The 20,157-nt window shown below is 72.5% G+C and carries 10 protein-coding genes; 9 read left to right on the forward strand and 1 reads right to left on the reverse strand.

Annotated elements, in window-relative coordinates; all coding sequences use genetic code 11:
• Nucleotides 1–227: 227 nt before the first annotated feature.
• The 4 genes from OG352_RS34470 to OG352_RS34485 all read left to right on the forward strand — a co-directional run bounded on the left by OG352_RS34470 (nt 228) and on the right by OG352_RS34485 (nt 5,430).
• Nucleotides 228–2,054: a gamma-glutamyltransferase family protein gene (locus tag OG352_RS34470; RefSeq protein ID WP_329222344.1), complete on the forward strand. Its 1,827-nt coding sequence runs from the start codon at nt 228–230 to the stop codon at nt 2,052–2,054.
• Between the two features lie 87 nt (nt 2,055–2,141).
• Nucleotides 2,142–3,008: an inositol monophosphatase family protein gene (locus OG352_RS34475; protein WP_329222345.1), complete on the forward strand. Its 867-nt coding sequence runs from the start codon at nt 2,142–2,144 to the stop codon at nt 3,006–3,008.
• 429 nt (nt 3,009–3,437) lie between these two features.
• On the forward strand, nt 3,438–4,850 hold the full coding sequence (locus OG352_RS34480; RefSeq protein ID WP_329224063.1) for a phytoene desaturase family protein: 1,413 nt from the start codon (nt 3,438–3,440) through the stop codon (nt 4,848–4,850).
• 64 nt (nt 4,851–4,914) lie between these two features.
• A complete protein-coding gene (locus OG352_RS34485) occupies nt 4,915–5,430 on the forward strand; it encodes an O-acetyl-ADP-ribose deacetylase (RefSeq protein ID WP_329222347.1) in 516 nt (171 codons plus the stop codon).
• A gap of 150 nt (nt 5,431–5,580) precedes the next feature.
• On the opposite strand, the gene OG352_RS34490 is transcribed toward OG352_RS34485, so the two are convergent.
• Nucleotides 5,581–7,443: a M1 family aminopeptidase gene (locus OG352_RS34490; RefSeq protein ID WP_329222349.1), complete on the reverse strand. Its 1,863-nt coding sequence runs from the start codon at nt 7,441–7,443 to the stop codon at nt 5,581–5,583.
• A gap of 694 nt (nt 7,444–8,137) precedes the next feature.
• Between OG352_RS34490 and OG352_RS34495 the strand changes: the two genes are divergently transcribed.
• The 5 genes from OG352_RS34495 to OG352_RS34515 all read left to right on the forward strand — a co-directional run bounded on the left by OG352_RS34495 (nt 8,138) and on the right by OG352_RS34515 (nt 20,157).
• A complete protein-coding gene (locus OG352_RS34495; RefSeq protein ID WP_443072518.1) occupies nt 8,138–12,298 on the forward strand; it encodes a molybdopterin-dependent oxidoreductase in 4,161 nt (1,386 codons plus the stop codon).
• Nucleotides 12,299–12,505: 207 nt separating this feature from the next.
• On the forward strand, nt 12,506–16,432 hold the full coding sequence (locus OG352_RS34500) for a glycoside hydrolase family 2 TIM barrel-domain containing protein (protein ID WP_443072519.1): 3,927 nt from the start codon (nt 12,506–12,508) through the stop codon (nt 16,430–16,432).
• A 363-nt stretch (nt 16,433–16,795) separates the two neighbouring features.
• Nucleotides 16,796–18,112, forward strand: coding sequence for a hypothetical protein (locus OG352_RS34505; RefSeq protein ID WP_329222352.1), 1,317 nt, complete (start codon nt 16,796–16,798; stop codon nt 18,110–18,112).
• Nucleotides 18,109–18,576, forward strand: a complete 468-nt coding sequence (locus tag OG352_RS34510) for a DUF7144 family membrane protein (RefSeq protein WP_329222355.1) — start codon at nt 18,109–18,111, stop codon at nt 18,574–18,576. The genes OG352_RS34505 and OG352_RS34510 overlap by 4 nt, the downstream gene beginning before the upstream one ends.
• Nucleotides 18,577–18,675: 99 nt before the next feature.
• A complete protein-coding gene (locus OG352_RS34515; RefSeq protein ID WP_329222356.1) occupies nt 18,676–20,157 on the forward strand; it encodes an AlkA N-terminal domain-containing protein in 1,482 nt (493 codons plus the stop codon).

Genomic DNA, 20,157 nt, shown 5'->3' on the forward strand with positions numbered 1-20,157 from the left:
AGGGACGCCAGTGTCACACGACTCCCTGTGCGGCGGAAGTACGAACTCGCTCCGTGGCGGCCCGGTGACCAAGGGGCCCGGACCTACCGGGACATCACGGCGCTTCACGGGATGGACGGGCGGCGCGGGCGCGCGGTGGGGAGCACCGGGTGCGGTGATCGAGGTCCGGCGCGGCGGGGGCCTGCGTACGATCGCGTCACCGGCCGTCGTGCAGTGAGGAGCCCTCCGTGTTCACCACCCGACCCACCCTCCAGGGAACCTTCGGCATGGTGTCCTCCACGCACTGGCTGGCCTCCCAGTCGGCGATGGCCGTCCTGGAGGGCGGCGGCAACGCCTACGACGCGGCCGTGGCCGGCGCCTTCGTGCTGCACGTCGTCGAACCGCATCTCAACGGCCCCGCCGGCGAGGTGCCGATCCTGCTCGCCCCGGCGGGCGGCGAGGTGCGGGTGCTGTGCGGGCAGGGGGTGGCGCCGGCGGGTGCGACGGTCGCGCACTACCGGGGGCTGGGCCTGGACCTCGTCCCCGGCACCGGACCCCTCGCCGCCGCCGTGCCCGGCGCGTTCGACGCCTGGCTGCTCCTGCTGCGCGACCACGGCACCAAGTCCCTCGCCGACGTCCTGAAGTACGCCGTCGGGTACGCCGAGCACGGGCACGCGCCCGTGGAGAACGTCGGCGCGACCGTCGAGACCGTACGGGAACTGTTCGAGACGGAGTGGACCTCCTCGGCGGAGGTGTACCTGCCGGGCGGGCGGTCGCCCCGCACCGGCGAACTGCTGCGCAACCCCGCCCTCGCCGCCACCTGGCGGCGGCTGCTCGCCGAGACCGCCGGGGCGGGCGACCGGGAGGCGGAGATCGAGGCCGCGCGGGAGGTGTGGCGGACCGGGTTCGTCGCCGAGGCGCTCGTCCGGCAGGCCGCCCGGCCCACCCTGGACACCAGCGGCGAGCGCCACACCGGCACCCTCACGGCCGCCGACCTCGCCGACTGGTCCGCGACCTACGAGACGCCGGCGACCTACGACTGGAACGGCTGGACCGTGTGCAAGGCCGGGCCCTGGAGCCAGGGCCCGGCCCTCCTCCAGCAGCTCGCCCTGCTGCCGCCCGAGCTGCCCGCGTACGGCTCGGCCGACTACGTCCATCTCCTGATCGAGGGCTGCAAGCTCGCCATGGCCGACCGCGAGGCCTGGTACGGCGACGCGGCCGAGGTCCCGCTCGGCGAGCTGCTCGCCGCCGGCTACAACGCGGACCGGCGCGGGCTGATCGGCGACAAGGCGTCGTACGAGCTGCGGCCCGGCAGCCCCGGCGGGCGCCCGCCGAGGCTCAGCCCGCACGCGTACGCGGTCGTCAGTGACGATCCCGTCTTCAACCCGATGGGCGCGGGGGAGCCGACCGTCGCCAAGAGGCCGGCCTCGCCGGCGCCCGGGGAGCCGGAGGTGACGGGCGAGGGGCTCACCCGCGGAGACACCTGCCACCTCGACGTCGTCGACCGCTGGGGCAACATGGTCGCGGCCACGCCCAGCGGCGGCTGGCTCCAGTCCAACCCGGTCGTGCCCGAACTGGGCTTCCCGCTCGGCACCCGGCTCCAGATGACCTGGCTGGAGGAGGGCCTGCCCAACTCGCTGACGCCCGGCCGCCGCCCCCGCACCACCCTCACCCCCTCGATCGCGCTGCGCGACGGGGTGCCGGTGCTGGCGTTCGGCACGCCCGGGGGCGACCAGCAGGACCAGTGGCAGCTGCACTTCTTCCTGGCCGTCGCCCTCCGCGCGCGGGTACGCGGCGGACTCGACCTCCAGGGCGCGATCGACGCCCCGAACTGGCACAACGACGCCTTCCCCGGTTCCTTCTACCCGCGCGGCATGCGGCCGGGCAGCGTCACCGTGGAGTCCCGGATGCCGGCGGAGGTGGTGGAGGAGCTGCGGCGGCGCGGCCATGACGTCACCCTCGGCGACCCGTGGTCCGAGGGCCGGCTGTGTGCGGTGGCCCGCGACCCGGAGAACGGAATCCTGTCGGCCGCCGCGAACCCGCGAGGGATGCAGGGGTACGCGGTGGGCCGCTGACCTCCGCATCCCGGTTCTTCATCCCGATTCCACCCGGTGTGCACCGGCGGGCCGGGGATTGTCAGTGGGGCGTGCTCTCATGGAGACATGATCGAAGACACGGAAACCATCGACGAGTTTCTCGCCTTTCTCGCCCGCCACTCGGCCGACGTGGAGGAGGCGCTCCGCAATGCCGCCGCGGCCGAGATCATGCCCCGCTTCCGGCAGCTCGCCGCGCACGAGGTCGACCAGAAGAGCGGACCGCACGACCTGGTGACGGACGCCGACCGTAACGCCGAGCTGTTCCTCACGAAGGCCCTCGGCGCCCTCCTGCCCGGCTCGGTGGTCGTCGGCGAGGAGGCGGTGCACGCCGACCCGGCGACGTACGAGGCGATACAGGGCGACGCGCCGGTCTGGATCATCGACCCGGTCGACGGGACACGGCAGTTCGTGCACGGCGACGACGGCTTCTGCACCCTGGTCGCGCTCGCCCGGCGCGGCGTCCTGCTCGCCTCCTGGACGTACGCCCCGGCCCGCGACCAACTGGCGACGGCCGTGCGCGGCGGCGGCGCGTTCCTGGACGGCGAGCGCCTGTTCGCCGGCCCGCCCGAGCCCGGCCGCGACCTGACGGTGGCCACCTCCCACCCCGACTACACCACCGACGAGCAGAAGCGCGCCCTGCTGGCGCTGTGGACGGACGGCGTCGCACCGCGCGCGTGCGGATCGGCCGGCCTGGAGTATCTCGCCATCGCCCGGGGCGAGTTGGACGCCACGGCCTTCTCCTGGGAGGCCGCCTGGGACCACGCGGCCGGACTGCTGCTGGTCGAGGAGGCGGGCGGCACCCACCTCACCCTCACCGGCGGGCCGTTCCGCATCACGGGGGGCAACACCCTGCCGTTCACAGCGGCCAGGGACGCGGCGACGGCCCGCCGGGTGGCGGACCTGCTCGCGGGAGGCGGACCACTGGGGCGGTGAGGGTCTCCGCGGGGCGGGGGCGGGTTCTGCGGCGCGGGGTGCGGTCGTCGCGGGCGGTGGGGGTGGCTCCTGCTTGCGGTGGGGCGGCTCCTGCGGGCGCGGGTGTGGGTGCGGGCCCGCTGATGTGGGTGCGGGCCTGCTGACGTGGTCGGGCGGCGGCTTCCGCGGTGCGGTGGCGCGGATCCGGCGGTGTGCGGGCCTGGCCGCGTGAGAGCGAGGCTGCCTGGCGGTTCGAGGCCGCCCGGCGGTTCGAGTCTCCCGGCAGTTCGAGGCTTCCGGCGGTTCGATGCTTCCCGACGGACGGATCGAGGCTCCCGACGGTTCGGGGGCACCGCGCCGCCGGTGTTGTCGTGGCACCGGCATATCCTGATTGCGGGGGCCGCCGGTCTACGGAGGTCACCGGCTGACGAAGGGGTCGAAGTGCCGTCGATGCTCGATGCGGTCGTGGTGGGAGCGGGGCCCAACGGGCTGACCGCGGCGGTGGAGCTGGCCAGGCGCGGCTTCTCCGTGGCGCTGTTCGAGGCGCGGGACACCGTGGGCGGTGGAGCCCGCACCGAGGAGCTCACCCTGCCGGGCTTCCGCCACGACCCGTGCGCCGCCGCGCACCCCCTGGGCATCAACTCGCCCGCCTTCCGCGCCCTGCCCCTGGAGCGCTACGGCCTGGAGTGGCTGCACGCCGAACTGCCCATGGCCCACCCGTTCCTCGACGGCAGCGCCGCCGTGCTGTCGAGGTCGGTCGCCGAGACGGCCGCGTCCTTCGGGCCGCGCGACGCGGGCGCGTACCGCCGCCTGGTCGAGCCCTTCCTGCCCAAGTGGGACACCCTGGCCCGCGACTTCATGTCGCTGCCGCTGACCGCGCTCCCGCGCGACCCGGTCACCCTGGCCCGGTTCGGCCTGGTCGGGCTGCCCCCGGCCGCCTGGCTCACCCGCCGCTTCCGCGACGAGCCCGCCAAGACCCTCTTCGCCGGCCTCGTCGCCCATGTCATGGCCCCGCTGACCGGCATCGGCACCGGCGCAGTCGGTCTGGTCTTCGCCCTCGCCGCGCACGCGCGCGGCTGGCCGGTGGCCCGCGGCGGCTCCCAGTCCATCTCGGACGCCCTCGCCGCCTACCTCCAGGATCTCGGCGGCAGCATCCACACCGACTACGAGGTCAAGCGCCTCGACGACCTGCCCCCGGCCCGCGCCTACGTCTTCGACACCTCGCCCACCGCCCTCGCCCGCATCGCCGGCTTCGGCAACTACTACGAGGGCTACAAGTACGGCCCCGGCGTCTTCAAGATCGACTACGCGCTCGACGGCCCCGTCCCGTGGACCGCGAAGGAGGCCCGCGCCGCCGGCACCGTACAGATCGGAGCGGACAGCGCGGAGATCGGCGCCGCCCTGCGCGCCCCGTCCCGGGAGGGCCGGGCCCCCGACCGGCCCTTCATGATCACCGTGCAGCCCAGCGTCGTCGACCCCACCCGCGCCCCGGCCGGCAAGCACGTCTTCTGGGCGTACGGCCATGTCCCCAACGGCTGGACCGGCGACCTCACCGACGCCATGGAACGCCAACTGGAGCGCTTCGCCCCGGGGTTCCGCGACCGCGTCCTCGCACGGGCCACGGCCGGCCCCGCCGAACTCGCCGCCCGCAACGCCAACTACGTCGGCGGAGACATCGCCTCCGGCGCGGCCTCAGGACTCCAGCTCCTGCTGCGCCCCAAGCTGACCCCGTTCCCGTACGCCACCCCGCACCCGGCCGTCTTCATCTGTTCCTCGGCCACCCCGCCCGGCCCGGGCGTGCACGGCATGTCGGGCCACAACGCGGCGAAGGCCGTGTGGCGGAGGCTGCGGCGGCAGGGCTGACGACCGGATCGGACCCGGGACCGGATCGGGGCTCGGCCGGCGGTTGGCCTTGGTATACACAGGCATGACCACGACCACGATCACGCTCGTCCAGGGCGACATCACCCGGCAGTCCGTGGACGCCATCGTCAACGCGGCCAACTCCTCCCTGCTCGGCGGCGGCGGCGTCGACGGTGCCATCCACCGCCGGGGCGGCCCCGAGATCCTCGCCGACTGCCGCCGCCTGCGCGCCGCGCACTACGGCAAGGGCCTGCCCACCGGCCGCGCGGTCGCCACGACCGCGGGCGAACTGGACGCGCGCTGGGTGATCCACACCGTCGGCCCCGTGCACAGCGCGACCGATGACCGGTCGGAGCTGCTGGCCTCCTGTTACCGGGAGTCGCTGCGCGTGGCGGACGAACTGGGTGCCCGCACCGTCGCCTTCCCGGCGGTCTCCGCCGGCATCTACGGCTGGCCGATGGACGATGCCGCCCGGATCGCGGTGGAGACGGTCCGGGCCACGGAGACGGACGTCGAGGAGGTCAGGTTCGTCCTCTTCGACGAGCGGGCGTACGAGGCGTTCGCCGGACAGGTCCGGTGACGGTGGTGGTCGTGCGGCCGCGCACCGACGTGGGGGCAGTCCGGTGAACTGACCGCCCTGTAGCCGCAGTTGGCGAGCTGATACCGCCCCCCCCGGTCGCGGCGGGAGGGCGGTATCAGTATCAGTGGACGAACCGGTGCCGGATCAGGATCAGCCGTCGATGCGGTGGGTCGTCCAGAACGACGTCAGGTCCGTGGTCGTGGCGGCCTGGGCCGCCGCCTTGAACTCGGCCGTGGTCGAGACGCCGTACCAGTGCGAAGTGGCGTAACTCTTCAGCAGGTTGGCCATCGCGGTGTCGCCGATGAGGCGGCGCAGGTCGTGCAGGGCGCACTTGCCGTAGCCGTAGACGACGGTGGAGTACCGGGAGGAGTGGGCGTCCCAGTAGGCCATCGAGTTGGTGATCTTCTCCGCCGACGAGGCCCACGAGACGCTGCTCCAGCAGCCGGAACCGGTCTTGCCCAGTGCCAGGTCGGTGGCGTAGTCGGTGAACGACTCGTCCAGCCAGGGGCTGTTGTACTCGTCGTCGCCGACGATCCCGTACCACCACTGGTGGCCGATCTCATGGGTCAGCGCCGTCGTGCTCACCAGGTCGAGGACGAACCCGGGGTACTCCATGCCGCCGAACCAGAAGTTGTTGTCGATGACGGCGTCCAACTCGCCGTACTGATAAGCCCCGAAGCGGGCGGAGTGGGCGTCGACCGCGGTCTTGGCGGTGGTGAGCATCGACTGCGCGTTGGCCGAGCTGATGCCGGAGACGGAGTAGACGTTGATCGGGGTCCCGGCGGTCGAAGTGCCGGAGATCTTGCTGAACGGGCCCGCCGCCCACGCGAAGTCACGCACCTTGGCGGCGGTCGCCGTGGTGATCGTGCGCCCGCTGGAGCCTGCGGTGTCGACCGAGGCGCCGGTGGCCGGCACCAGCAGGGTGGTCGGGTGGTCGAGGGTCACATGGAAGTCGGCGGCCAGGGAGTAGAACGACTCGCCGTTGTTCGTGTACGGGTCCAGGTGCCAGCCCGTCCCGTCCTTGACCGCGAGCACCGGCAGCGCGTTGCCGATCATGCTGAACGCGCCGTCGTAGCCGAACCGGTCGGCGCCGCTCGGGACGGTGATCCCCAGGTCGAAGCCGATCGTGGCGCTCTGCCCCGGCGCGAGCGGGGTGGGCAGGGCGATCTGGAGGGCCGTGCAGCCGACCGAGAGGGCGCCCGCGGTGCCGCCGGTGACGTTGGTGACCGTGATCGGCATCGCGGAGCAGGTGCCGTGGTAGTTGTCCCACAGCCGCAGGTACACCTCGCTCAGCGCGGTGGCGGAGGCGTTGGTGAAGGTCGCGCTCTCGTGACCGGTCCAGGCCGTGCCGGCCGTGTTGCTGGTGAGGCTGACGGTGTACGACGGGGCGACCGGCGTACGGGTCGAGTCCGCCGGCGGGGCGGTGTCGCCCGAGGTGTTGAGGGCGACGTCGTCGAGGACGAAGCTCGACTGGAGGCTGGAGTCCTCGGTGCCGGTGAAGGCGAGGCTCACGGTCTGGCCCGCGAAGGCCGACACGTCGAACGACTTCTGGACGTAGCCGGTGTTCTTGTCGAGGTTGGAGTACGTCGCCAGCGTCGTCGTGCCGATCTTGGCCGTCAGCTTGTCGTACGCGGTGGACGAGGTCGTCTCGGCCGAGTCGACGTGCAGCCAGAAGGTGAGGGTGGCGGCGGCGCACCCGGACGGGATCGTGACGCTCTGCGACAGCGTGTCGGTGTGCGTGCTGCCGACTCCGTCCAGCCACGCGAAGGCGGTGCCGCCGTGCGCGGACTGACCGGTGCGGCTGGTGATCACGCTCGTCGAGGACGGGGTCCACGCGGAGGTGCCGCTCTCGAAGTCGCCGCCCGCGACCACCTGGGCCGGGGTGCAGGCGGCTGCCGCGGTGGTCGCCTTCTCCGGTGCGGCGGCCACGGGTGTGGCGGGGAGCGAGACGGCGGCCAGCGCGGCGAGGGCGAGTGCGCTCGTGGCGAGGGCCTTGCGGGGGGTGGGTCTCACACGTGGCTCCTTTGCGGCGGCCGGGTTTCCGGCCTGCTCGGTGGCTGTCCCGACGGCGTGGGTGTGCTGTAGGGCAGTGCGCGACGGCGGCTGCCGGAAGCGTGACAGATTTGACGCGGTCATGCCATCCATGATTGGCAAAGGGACTTCACAGCGACGGACGGAACTCCCCGCTCACAGCCCCGCCCGCGCCGAGGAACCCGGCCCACCCATGCCCTGGAGCCCGGCCTGCCGTACCCCGGATTCCGGCCCGCCCATGCCCCGGAACCCGGCCTGCTCACGCTCAGGAACCTGGCACGCCGCACCCCGAAGCCCTGCCCGCCGCGCCTCGGAGCCCCGCCCGTCGGACCCCGGAGCCCGCCCCGCTGTACCCCGGATGTCGCCCCGCTCACAGCCCCGGAACGCCCGTTCGCCTCCCAGGTAGCCTGCTCTTCTGCGGGTCGTCTGCGGGTCGGCAGCCGCCCGCTCACACCCGCCCGCTCTCCGCTGTGCGCCGGGCTTAACTCCCGGCGGCCGGTCCGGGAGACACCTGCGTAATGCGCGGTTCGTACCGTCGCAGAGGCTTGCAGAGGCTCTCATCAGGCCGATCGTCCGAAGGAAAGGGGCGCCCGTGGCCGCGTTGGACCCGCGGACCGACAGCGCGACGGAGACGAAGGTGCGCACGGTCTGCTCGTACTGCGGTGTCGGCTGCGGCATGGTCCTCGACGTGGGCATGGGCCCGGACGGACGCCGTACGGTCCTGAAGGCGTCCGGTGACAAGGCGCACCCGGCGAACTTCGGCCGGCTGTGCACCAAGGGCGCGACCACCGCCGACATGCTCGCCGCGCCAGGCCGCCTGACCACCGCCCTCGTCCGCCCGGACCGCGGCGCGGAGCCGGAGCCCGCCCCCGTGGACGCGGCCGTCGCCGAGACGGCACGGCGGCTGCGGGCGATCGTCGACGAGCACGGCCCCGACGCGGTCGCCCTCTACGTGTCCGGGCAGATGAGCCTGGAAGCGCAGTACCTGGCGAACAAGCTGGTCAAGGGCTACCTCCGGAGCAACCAGATCGAGTCGAACTCCCGGCTGTGCATGGCCAGCGCCGGAACCGGTTACAAGCTGTCGCTGGGCGCCGACGGCCCGCCCGGTTCCTACGAGGATCTCGACCAGGCGGACGTCTTCCTCGTCATCGGCTCCAACATGGCCGACTGCCACCCGATCCTGTTCCTGCGGATGATGGACCGGGTGAAAGCGGGCGCGAAACTGATCGTCGTCGACCCGCGCCGCACCGCCACCGCCGCGAAGGCCGACCTGTTCCTCCAGGTCAGGCCCGGTACCGACCTCGCCCTCCTGAACGGCCTGCTCCACCTCCTGCACGAGAACGGCCACACCGACCCCGACTTCGTCGCCGCGTACACCGAGGGCTGGGCGGCGATGCCGGAGTTCCTCGCCGACTACCCGCCCGCGACCGTCGCGGAGATCACCGGCATCCCGGAGGCCGACCTCCGCACGGCCGCCCGGCTGATCGGGGAGGCGGGGGAGTGGACCAGTTGCTGGACCATGGGCCTCAACCAGTCCACGCACGGCACCTGGAACACCAACGCGCTCGTCAACCTCCACCTCGCCACCGGCGCGATCTGCCGCCCCGGCAGCGGGCCCTTCTCCCTCACCGGCCAGCCCAACGCCATGGGCGGCCGGGAAATGGGCTACATGGGACCGGGGCTGCCCGGCCAGCGCTCCGTCCTCGTCGACGCCGACCGCGCCTTCGTAGAGGAGCTGTGGGGGCTTCAGCCGGGCACGATCCGGGCCGACGGCGTCGGCAAGGGCACCGTCGAGATGTTCCAGAAGATGGCCGACGGCGAGATCAAGGCCTGCTGGATCATCTGCACCAACCCGGTCGCCTCCGTCGCCAACCGCAGGACGGTCATCGAGGGTCTGGAGGCCGCCGAGTTCGTCGTCGCCCAGGACGTCTTCGCCGACACCGAGACCAACGCGTACGCCGACGTCGTCCTGCCCGGCGCCCTGTGGACCGAGACCGAGGGCGTCCTCATCAACAGCGAGCGCAACCTCACCCTGGCCCGGCCCGCAGCCGACCCGCCCGGCGAGGCCACCGCCGACTGGCGGCTCATCGCGGCCGTCGCCCGCGCGATGGGCTACGCGGACGGCTTCACCTACGAAAGCGCCGAGCAGATCTTCGAGGAGATCAAGCGCGCCCACAACCCGGCGACCGGCTACGACCTGCGCGGAGTGACGTACGACCGGCTGCGCGCCACCCCCGTGCAGTGGCCGGCCGCCACCGCCGACGGCCCGGACCGCAACCCGATCCGGTACGTGAACGACGACGGCTCGCTCACCTTTCCCACCGCCTCCGGCCGTGCCGTCTTCCACCCGCGCCCGCACGTCCCGCCCGCCGAGATGCCCGACGACGACTACCCGTTCGTCCTGAACACCGGCCGCCTCCAGCACCAGTGGCACACCCTGACGAAGACCGCGAAGGTGGCCAAGCTCAACAAGCTCGACCCCGGGCCGTTCGTCGAGGTGCACCCCGAGGACGCCGCCGCGCTCGGCCTCGCCGACGGCGACTCCGTCGAGGTCGCCTCGCGGCGCGGGCGGGCCGTGCTGCCGGCCGTCGTCACCGACCGCGTCCTGCCCGGCTCCTGTTTCGCGCCGTTCCACTGGAACGACCTGTTCGGCGAGTACCTGAGCGTCAACGCGGTCACCAGCGACGCCGTCGACCCGCTCTCCTTCCAGCCCGAACTGAAGGTGTGCGCGGTCTCACTGACGAAGGTGTCGACCCCGGTCAGCGTGCAGATCCCGACCACGGGCACCCCTACGACGAGGACGTCGGCCACACACACGCCGGTCCTGGCGGCGCCCACGTCCACGCTCACATCCACGCCCGTCCTCGTGCCGACCGCCGTCCAGCCCTCCGCCTCCGCCGCCGCCGTCTTCGGCCTGGAACCCGCCCCGCCGCCGGTCCTGACCGAGCGCGAACGGCAGTACCTGGTCGGTTTCCTCGCCGGCATCCCGGCCGGCGCCCCCGGCGTCCCCGTCCTCCCGCCGGACGCGCCGTTCAGCCACGAGCACGCCCTGTGGGTCAACGGCACCCTCGCCGGCATGTACTCCCGCACCACTGCCGTTGCCGCGCCCCAGGAGTCGCCGCTGCGCCGGGTCGTGATCCTGTGGGCCTCGCAGACCGGCAACGCCGAGGACTTCGCCGCCACCACCGCCGCCCGGCTCACCGCGGGCGGGCACCCGGCCTCCCTCATATCCATGGACGAGGCCGACCCCGCCGCCCTGCCCGCAGAAGCCGACCTGCTGCTGATCACCAGCACCTTCGGCGACGGCGACGCCCCCGACAACGGCGCCGGTTTCTGGGACGGCCTCGACGCGCTGGACACCGGCCGCCTCGAAGGCCGCCGCTACGCCGTCCTCGCCTTCGGGGACTCCTCGTACGACGACTTCTGCGGCCACGGCCGACGCCTGGACCACCGGCTGGACGAGCTCGGCGCGGTCCGGCTCGCCCCGCGCACCGACTGCGAACCGGACTACGAGACGGAGGCCGAGGCCTGGCTCGACCAGGTGGTCACCGCCCTGAAGGAGGCCACAGAGCTCCTCCCCGCGGCCCCCGCCGAGTCGCCGGGTCCTGGCCTCGCCCCCGCCCCGGCCCTCGGCTCCGCCCAGACGCCCGCCGACACCGCCACCCTCCCCACCACCGCCGCGACGCCCGCACCCCCCGTCCCTCCCCGCGCCAAGCGCCCCGTCCCCGTCACCGCCCGTCTCACCGGCAACCGGCTGCTCAGCCTGCCGGGTTCCGGCAAGGAGGTCCGGCGCTTCACCTTCGACACCAGCGACAGCGAGACCCCGCTCGTCTACGAGGCCGGCGACGCCCTCGGCGTGCGCCCCCTCAACTCCCCGGAGCTGGTGGCGGAGTGGCTGACCGTCACCGGTCTCGACGCGCACACGCCCGTCGTCGTCAACGGTGTCGGAGAGGTCGCCCTCGGCGAGGCCCTGCTGCGCCATCTCGACGTCACCCGGGTCACGTCGGCCCTGCTCCGCTTCACCGCCGACCGCACCCGCGACCCGCGCGAGCTGCGCAAGCTCCTGCGTCCCGACAACAAGGACGAGCTGGCGAAGTGGTCCTGGGGCCGCCAAGCCGTCGACGTGGCCGCCGAGTTCGGCGTCCGCGCCGACGCCCAGGAGTGGGCCGAGCTGTTCGGACGGCTGCAACCGCGCCTGTACTCCATCTCCTCCAGCCCGCTGACCGACCCCCACCTCGTCTCGCTCACCGTCTCGGTCGTGCGGTACGAGAACCTGGCCGGCCGCCCCCGGCAGGGCGTCTGCTCGCCGTTCCTCGCCGACGCCGGACCCGGCACCGAGGTCCCGGTCCACGTGCAGCGCTCCCCGCACTTCCGCCCGCCCGCCGATCCGGCGACCCCGATGGTGATGGTCGGCCCGGGTACCGGCGTCGCGCCGTTCGTCGGGTTCCTGGAGGAGCGCCGGGAGCGCGGGCACCGGGCGCCGAACTGGCTGTTCTTCGGCGAGCAGCACCGGGCGACGGACTACTACTACGCGGACGAGCTGGCCGGTCTGCGGGCCGACGGCACCCTCGCCCGCCTGGACACCGCCTTCTCCCGCGACCAGCGCGCCAAGGTCTACGTCCAGGACCGGATCCGCGAGCACGGCTCCCACCTGTGGTCCTGGCTCCAGGACGGCGCCCACTTCTACGTCTGCGGCGACGCCTCCCGCATGGCCAAGGACGTCGACCGGGCCCTGCGCGACGTCGCCGTCGTCCACGGCGGCATGAGCGAGGAGGCGGCGGCGGCCCATGTGAAGCAACTCGCCACCGACAAGCGGTACGTGCGGGACGTCTACTGACGGGAGTCGCCAGCAGAGCCCGTGGGAGCTCGTTGGAGCCGGGGGGACCTGAGGGAACCGTGGGAACCAAGTGGCGTTGCGCCGAAGAGAGTTGATATTCGGTCAATACGGCGCGTCTATGTTCGTTTTTTCAACAGGAGTGGACAAGATCTGACGCACCCTCCGTCCGTGCACAGCCGCACGGTCGCCCCGAGGAAGGTCGTGGTCATGTCGCACCCGCACGTGTCGTCCATGGACCGGCCGGACCGCCCCCAGCGGGTGGAGCCGGACCACCAGCGGCGGCCGGCCGTCAGCCGACGCCGTCTGCTCGAGGGGTCGGCCGCCGCCCTCGGCGCGGTCGCCCTGTCCGCCCCGTCCACCGCCCACCGGGCCGTCGCGGCGGACGGCACCCCGGGACAGCCGCAGTGGAACGGCTCGATCGACGTCTTCCGGCTCGGCACCGAGGCCCCGCACACCACCCTCATGCCGTACGCGGACCTCGCCCAGGCCCTCGCCGCCGACCGCACCCGCTCCCCGTACCGGCTGAGCCTCGACGGCACCTGGAAGTTCGCCCACGCAGACCGCCCCGACGACCGCGACGCCGACTTCCACCGCACCGACCTCGACGACAGCGGCTGGGACACCCTCCCCGTCCCCTCGGCCTGGCAGTTGCACGGTCACGACCGCCCGATCTACATCAACAGCGACTACCCGTGGTGGGGCGCCAACGGCCTGGGCGAGGAGGCGCAGCCGCCGCACGCCCCCACCCGCTACAACCCCGTGGGCCAGTACCGCCGCACCTTCACGCTTCCGGGCGGCTGGGCGCGGCGGCGGACGTTCCTGCACTTCGAAGGCGTCAAGTCCGCCCACTACGTATGGATCAACGGGGAGTTGGTCGGCTACCACGAGGACTCCTACGACCCCGCCGAGTACGACATCACCCCGCACCTCGAGCCGGGCGCCAACCAGATCGCCGTGGAGGTCTACCGCTACTCCGACGGCGACTGGCTGGAGGACCAGGACATGATCCGGCTGAGCGGCATCTTCCGCTCGGTCTACCTGTACTCCACACCGGCCGTCCACCTGCGCGACTTCAGACTCGACACCCCGCTGACCGACGGCTACCGGGCGGCCGCCCTGTCGGTCACCGCGAGCGTGCGGGACTACGGCGGACAGGGCGCGGGCCGCTACTCCGTCGAGACCCAGCTCTACGACGCGCACGGGCATCCGGTGTGGTCCCGGCCGCTCCAGCAGGCCGTCGCCGTCGGCTCCGGCCAGGAGACGACCGTCCAGGCGGCGAAGGCGGTGCCCGCGCCGCGCCTGTGGTCGGCCGAGCACCCGAACCTCTACACCGCCGTGCTCCGGCTGCGCGACCCGGCGGGGCGGGTGACCGAGACCGTCTCCCACCGGGTCGGCCTGCGCGAGTTCGCGCTCAAGGACGGGCTGATGCGCATCAACGGCAACCCGGTCTCCTTCCGGGGCACCAACCGGCACGAGATGCACCCCGTCCACGGCTCGGCCCTCACCCGCGCGGACATGGTCGAGGACATCGGGATCATCAAGCGGCTGAACATCAACTCCGTCCGCACCTCGCACTACCCCAACAACCCGCTCTGGCTGGAACTCGCCGACGAGTACGGCCTGTACCTCGTGGACGAGACCAACCTCGAGACCCACGGCATCCGGAACGAGTACCCCGGTGACCACGCCGAGTGGACCAGGGCGTGCGTGGCCCGCGCCCAGAACATGGTCCACCGCGACAAGAACCACGCGTCGGTCGTCGTCTGGTCCCTCGGCAACGAGGCCGGCGGCGGCAGCACGTTCACCGCCATGCACGACTGGATCCGCTCCTACGACACCACCCGCGTCATCCAGTACGAGGGCGACGACCGCCCGGGGATCAGCGACATCCGCTCCGAGATGTACGACAGTCCCGCCCGCGTCGAGGCCCGGGCGAAGGACACCGCCGACACCCGGCCGTACGTGATGATCGAGTACTCCCACGCGATGGGCAACTCCAGCGGGAACTTCAAGAAGTACTGGGACCTCGTCCGCGCCCACGACGTACTCCAGGGCGGCTGGATCTGGGACTTCGTCGACCAGGCCCTCGACTGGCCCACCCCGGCGCGCAAGCTGTTCACCGAGGCCGGACCCGCCGCGCTGCACGGCGAACTCATCGCCCCCGGCGGCACGTTCACCCGGGAGCAGGGCGTCTTCGGCGGTACGGTCTTCGCCCGAGACGCGCGCCTCGACCTCACCGGCTCCCTCACGCTGGAGGCCTGGATCACCCCGCACGTCACCGGCTACCACCAGCCGATCCTGGCCAAGGGCGACACTCAGTACGCCCTGAAGCAGTCGGACCGGACCCTTGAGTTCTTCGTCTACGGCAGCGGCCAGTGGATCACCGCGAGCTGGCCGCTGCCGGACGACTGGACCGGCGCCGAACACCACGTGGCGGGCGTCTTCGACGCGGCGGCGGGCACCCTGACCCTCCATGTCGACGGCACGGTCCGGGCCACCCGGACCACCACGGTGCGCCCCGCCGTCAACACCGCGCCCCTGTCGCTGGCCACCGACGTCGACAACCCGACCCGGGAGTTCAGCGGCACGATCCGCCGCGCCCGGGTGTACGCCCGGGCGCTGACCGCCGCCGAACTGGCCTCCGCCGGCCGTGGCCCCGGCGACGACGGCGTGCGGTTCTGGTTCGACGCCGCCACCGTCGGGCTCACCGAGCGACGGCCCCGCGAGGCGTCGTTCCGCGCCTACGGCGGCGACTGGGGCGACAACCCCAACGACGGGGCCTTCTCCGGCGACGGCATCGTCACCGCCGACCGCGGACTCACCGGCAAGTCGGCGGAGGTCAAGCGCATCTACCAGGCCGTGCAGGTCACTTCGGGCCCCACACCCGGCACGGTCACCCTCACCAACGAGTACCTCTTCACCAACCTCCGGGAATTCGACGGACGTTGGGAGCTTGTCGGCGACGGCCACGTACTGGAACGCGGAAAGCTGACCCGTGTCCAACTGGACGTGGCTCCGCTGTCGAGCAGGAACATCACCGTGCCGTTCACGCTGCCGGGCGACCCGGTGCCGGGCGCGGAGTACTTCCTCCAACTGTCGTTCACCACAAGGGAGACGACGAAGTGGGCGAAGGCCGGCTTCGAGGTGGCCAGGCAGCAACTCGCCGTCGACGCGGGCAGCCCCGCCGTCACGCCCGTGTCCCTGGCCGGCGTCCCCGCGCTCAGCTATGCGGACGGCGACGGGTCGGTCACCGTCACGGGCACGGACTTCTCGGTCACCGTCGACAAGAAGACCGGCGTCATCACCTCGTACCAGGCCGACGGCGCCCAACTCATCGCCTCCGGCCCGGCCCCGAACTTCTGGCGCGCCCCCACCGACAACGACCGCGGCAACGGCCAGCACACCCGCAACCAGACCTGGCGCGACGCCGGCGAGCACCGCAAGGTGACCGCGGTGACGGTGCGGGCGCTGCGCGACCGGGCTGTCGAGATCAAGGTCGCCGGCACCCTGCCCACGACGACGGAATCGACGTACACCACCACCTACACCGTCTTCGGAAACGGTGAGATCAAGGTCGACAACACCCTGCACCCGGGCGCGACTTCACTGCCGTACATCCCGGAGGTCGGCACCCTGCTGTTCCTCCCCGCCCGCCTGGAGCGACTGCACTACTACGGCCGCGGCCCCGAGGAGAACCACTGGGACCGCAACGACGCCACCGACGTCGGCCTGTACTCCGGCACCGTCACCGGCCAGTGGACCTCCTACCTGCGCCCGCAGGAGAACGGCAACAAGACCGACGTCCGCTGGGCCGCCCTCACCGACGACGACGGCAACGGCCTGCTCGTCTCCGGCGAGCCCCTCCTGGAGATCAACGCCTCGCACTTCACACCCGAGGACCTGTCGGTCGGCGCCCGCCACGACTACCAGCTCACCCCCCGCAAGGAGGTCGTACTCCGCCTGAACCACCGCCAGATGGGCGTCGGCGGCGACAACAGCTGGGGCGCGCACACCCACAACGAGTACAAACTCTTCGCCGACCGCGACTACACACACACCTACCGGCTGCGACCGCTGACGAACATCGCCGAGGCGACGACCGCCTCACGACGCCCGACGGCGACATCCGAGTAACCACTTCCAGCGCCGTCGGCCGGCCGGGGGCAACGGCCGGCCTCAGCGCGAACGGCCCCCGTCCTCTCCAGCCGACTCCGACGCCGACGCCTGGCCGGCGGGACCCTCCCGCAGCCACCGGTCCACCCGACCCTGGGCGAGGCCGTCAACGAGGCCGTGCACGGCCTGGCCGGCCACATGATCAACATGTAGCTCCCGCACACCGCGCCCGGCGGGACCGCTCACCCGAACGGCCCGCCGCGCTCGCCGCCGCCGTACGCCCGGGATGTGCTGGCATCCACCGGACCGAACCCGGACGGGCCCGACGGGACCTGGACGGAGACTGGCCGGGCCGGACCGGACCCGACGGCGAGGGAGCCCGCCATGCCGGACAGCAGTGCCCCGGACAACGGGGCGCCGGGCAGCGGCGCTCCCGCCCCCGCCGAGCTGGCGGCACTCAAAGCGCGCATCGCCGCGCTGGAAGCGGAACGCACCCGCCGCCCCACCCACCACCGGGTCCGCTCGATCGTCGCGGTCGTCCTCATCGTCCTCGGCTGCGTCCTGGCCCCGCTGGCCGTGGTCGCCGCCTGGACGTCCGACATCGTGGGCGACACGGATCGCTATGTCGACACCGTCCGCCCCCTCGCGCGCGACCGGGACGTGCAGAACGCCGCCGCCACCCGCGTCACGAACGCCGTCATGGACCACATCGACCTCGACGCACTGCTCCAGGACGTGCTCCCGGCCCAACGCCCGCTCGTCCAGAAGGCGTTGGGCAAGCTCGGCGGCTCCATCGAGGGCGCCGTCAGCAGTTTCGTGCACGACAAGGCGCAGGCCGTCATCGCCTCCGACGCCTTCGAACGCATCTGGGTCGACGCCAACCGCCACATCCACAACACCGTGAACAAGGCCCTCACCGGCAGCGGCGGCGGCGCCGTCAAGATCGAGAAGAACACGGTGACCGTGGACCTCGCCCCGGTCGTCGACCAGGTCAAACAACGGCTGGTCGACTCCGGCATGACGATCGCGAAGAGGATCCCCGAGATCCACACCGACTTCACGGTCGTCAGATCCGACGACATCGGCAAGGTCAAGACCTACTTCCGGCTGCTGCAACTGGCCGGTCTGTGGCTGCCCGTGGTCGCCGTCCTGCTGGTGGCGTCCGGCGTACTGCTCTCCACCCACCGCCGACGCGTCCTGATCGTCTCCGCGCTCTGCTTCGCCTTCGCCACCCTCCTGCTGGGCGTCGCGCTCACCGTCTTCCGGGTCGTCTACCTGGACGCCCTCCCGGCCGGCATCTCACAGCCGGCCGCCGGATCCGTCTACGACACGCTCACCCGTTTCCTGCGCACCTCCGTGCGGGAGGTCGTCGCCCTCGGCGTGGTGGTCGCCCTCGCCGCCTGGCTGACCGGACCGGGCCACTGGGCCACCCTCGTCCGAGGGCTGTGGCACTCGGGCATCGGCGCCGTGCGTGCGACCGCCGACCACGCCGGACTGCGCACCGGCCCCGTCGGCCCGTTCGTGCACCGCTTCCGCACCTGGATCACCTGGATCCTGGCCGGGGCGGCCGTCCTGGCCTATCTGCTGTGGCCGTACCCGACCGGCTGGGTCGTCGTCGGCCTCGCCCTCGCCCTGCTCTTCGCGCAGGGCGTCGTCGACTTCCTCGCCACCCGGCCCCGCCGAAAGGACAGCCCCGCATGAGCCCGCACACCCCGACCGGCGACCCGCACGGCGAGATAGGCACCGCCTGGTCCACGCCGCGCGGCGGCCCGCACCGGCCCACCCCGCCGGACAGCAGGGTCGGCGGCGGCATCGCCTTCGCCGGCGTCCTGATGCTGTGCGGCGGCGTGCTCGCCGTCTTCCAGGGCATCGCGGCCATCGCCGAGGACGACGTCTACGCCCGCGTCGGCTCGTACGTCTACGAGCTCAGCCTCACCGGCTGGGGCTGGATCCACCTCGTCCTCGGCGCCCTCGCGGCCGCGACCGGCGCGGCCCTGCTCAAGGGCATGACCTGGGCCCGCTACACGGGCATCTTCCTCGCCGCGCTGAGCATGGTCGCCCAGTTCCTCTTCCTCCCGTACCAGCCGCTCTGGTCGATCACCGTCATGGCGATCGACGTGTTCGTGATCTGGTCACTGGCATCGCCACGGCAGGAGACGGGGTAAGGCAGAGGACGGGAGCGGTGCAGGTGCAGGTGCAGGACACGCGAGGTTGATGTCGGATTCTCGCTAGCACCGGGGCGAGCGCTGGTCGATGCTGGACGTATGCAGAACGGGATGTACACCGACCGCGAGCGCTGTGTGCGCGCCGTGCAGTCCAAGGACGCGCGGTTCGACGGCTGGTTCTTCACGGCGGTCCTGACCACCGGAATCTACTGCCGGCCCAGTTGCCCGGTCGTGCCGCCCAAGCCGGAGAACATGGTCTTCCACCCGAGCGCCGCCGCCTGCCAGCAGGCCGGCTTCCGCGCCTGCAAGCGCTGCCGGCCCGACACCACTCCGGGTTCCCCGGAGTGGAACCAGCGCGCCGACCTGGTCGCCCGCGCCATGCGGCTGATCGCCGACGGCGTCGTCGACCGCGACGGCGTGCCCGGACTCGCCGCCCGCCTCGGCTACAGCACCCGCCAGGTCGAACGCCAACTCCTCGCCGAACTCGGCGCGGGCCCCCTCGCGTTGGCCCGAGCCCAGCGCGCCCAGACCGCCCGCCTCCTCATCGAGACGACCGAACTCCCCATGGCGGACGTCGCGTTCGCCGCCGGCTTCTCCTCCATCCGCACCTTCAACGACACCGTGCGCGAGGTCTTCGCACTCTCCCCGAGCGAACTGCGCGCCCGCGTCCCGCAGAAGAACGCCCCGGCGACGCCGGGCACCCTCCAGTTGAGGCTGCCGTTCCGCGCCCCCCTCAACCCCGACAACCTCTTCGGGCACCTCGCCGCGACCGGCGTACCGGGCGTGGAGGAGTGGCGGGACGGCGCGTTCCGGCGCACGCTGCGGCTGCCGTACGGGCACGGCATCGTGGCGCTCACCCCGAACCCCGACCACATCGGCTGCCGACTCACCCTCAGCGACCTGCGCGATCTCACCGTCGCCATCAGCCGCTGCCGGCGCATGCTCGACCTGGACGCCGACCCGGTCGCCGTCGACGACCAACTGCGCACCGACCCGCTGCTCGCGCCCCTGGTCGACAAGGTCCCCGGCCGCCGGGTCCCGCGCACGGTCGACGAGGCGGAGTTCGCCGTACGCGCCGTGCTGGGCCAGCAGGTCTCCACGGCCGCCGCCCGCACCCACGCGGCCCGCCTGGTCACCGCGTACGGCGACCCGGTCGACGACCCCGAAGGCGGCCTCACCCACCTCTTCCCGACCCCCGAGGCGCTCGCCGCCGTCGACCCCGAGCACCTGGCGATGCCCCGCACGCGTCGCACCACCTTCACCACCCTGGTCGGCCAACTCGCCGACGGCACACTCCACTTGGGTGTGGAGAGCGACTGGTCCGAGGCCCGCGCCCGGCTCCTCGCACTGCCCGGCTTCGGCCCGTGGACGGTCGACGTCATCGCGATGCGCGCCCTCGGCGACCCCGACGCGTTCCTCCCCACCGACCTCGGAATCCGGCGCGCGGCCCAGGAGTTGGGCCTGCCCTCCACCCCGGCGGCGCTCACCGCCCGCGCGGCGGCCTGGCGCCCCTGGCGCGCGTACGCCGTCCAGTACCTCTGGGCGACCGACAGCCACCCGATCAACTTCCTTCCTGTATAG

The organism is Streptomyces sp. NBC_01485, assembly GCF_036227125.1.
Classification (GTDB): Bacteria; Actinomycetota; Actinomycetes; order Streptomycetales; family Streptomycetaceae; genus Streptomyces.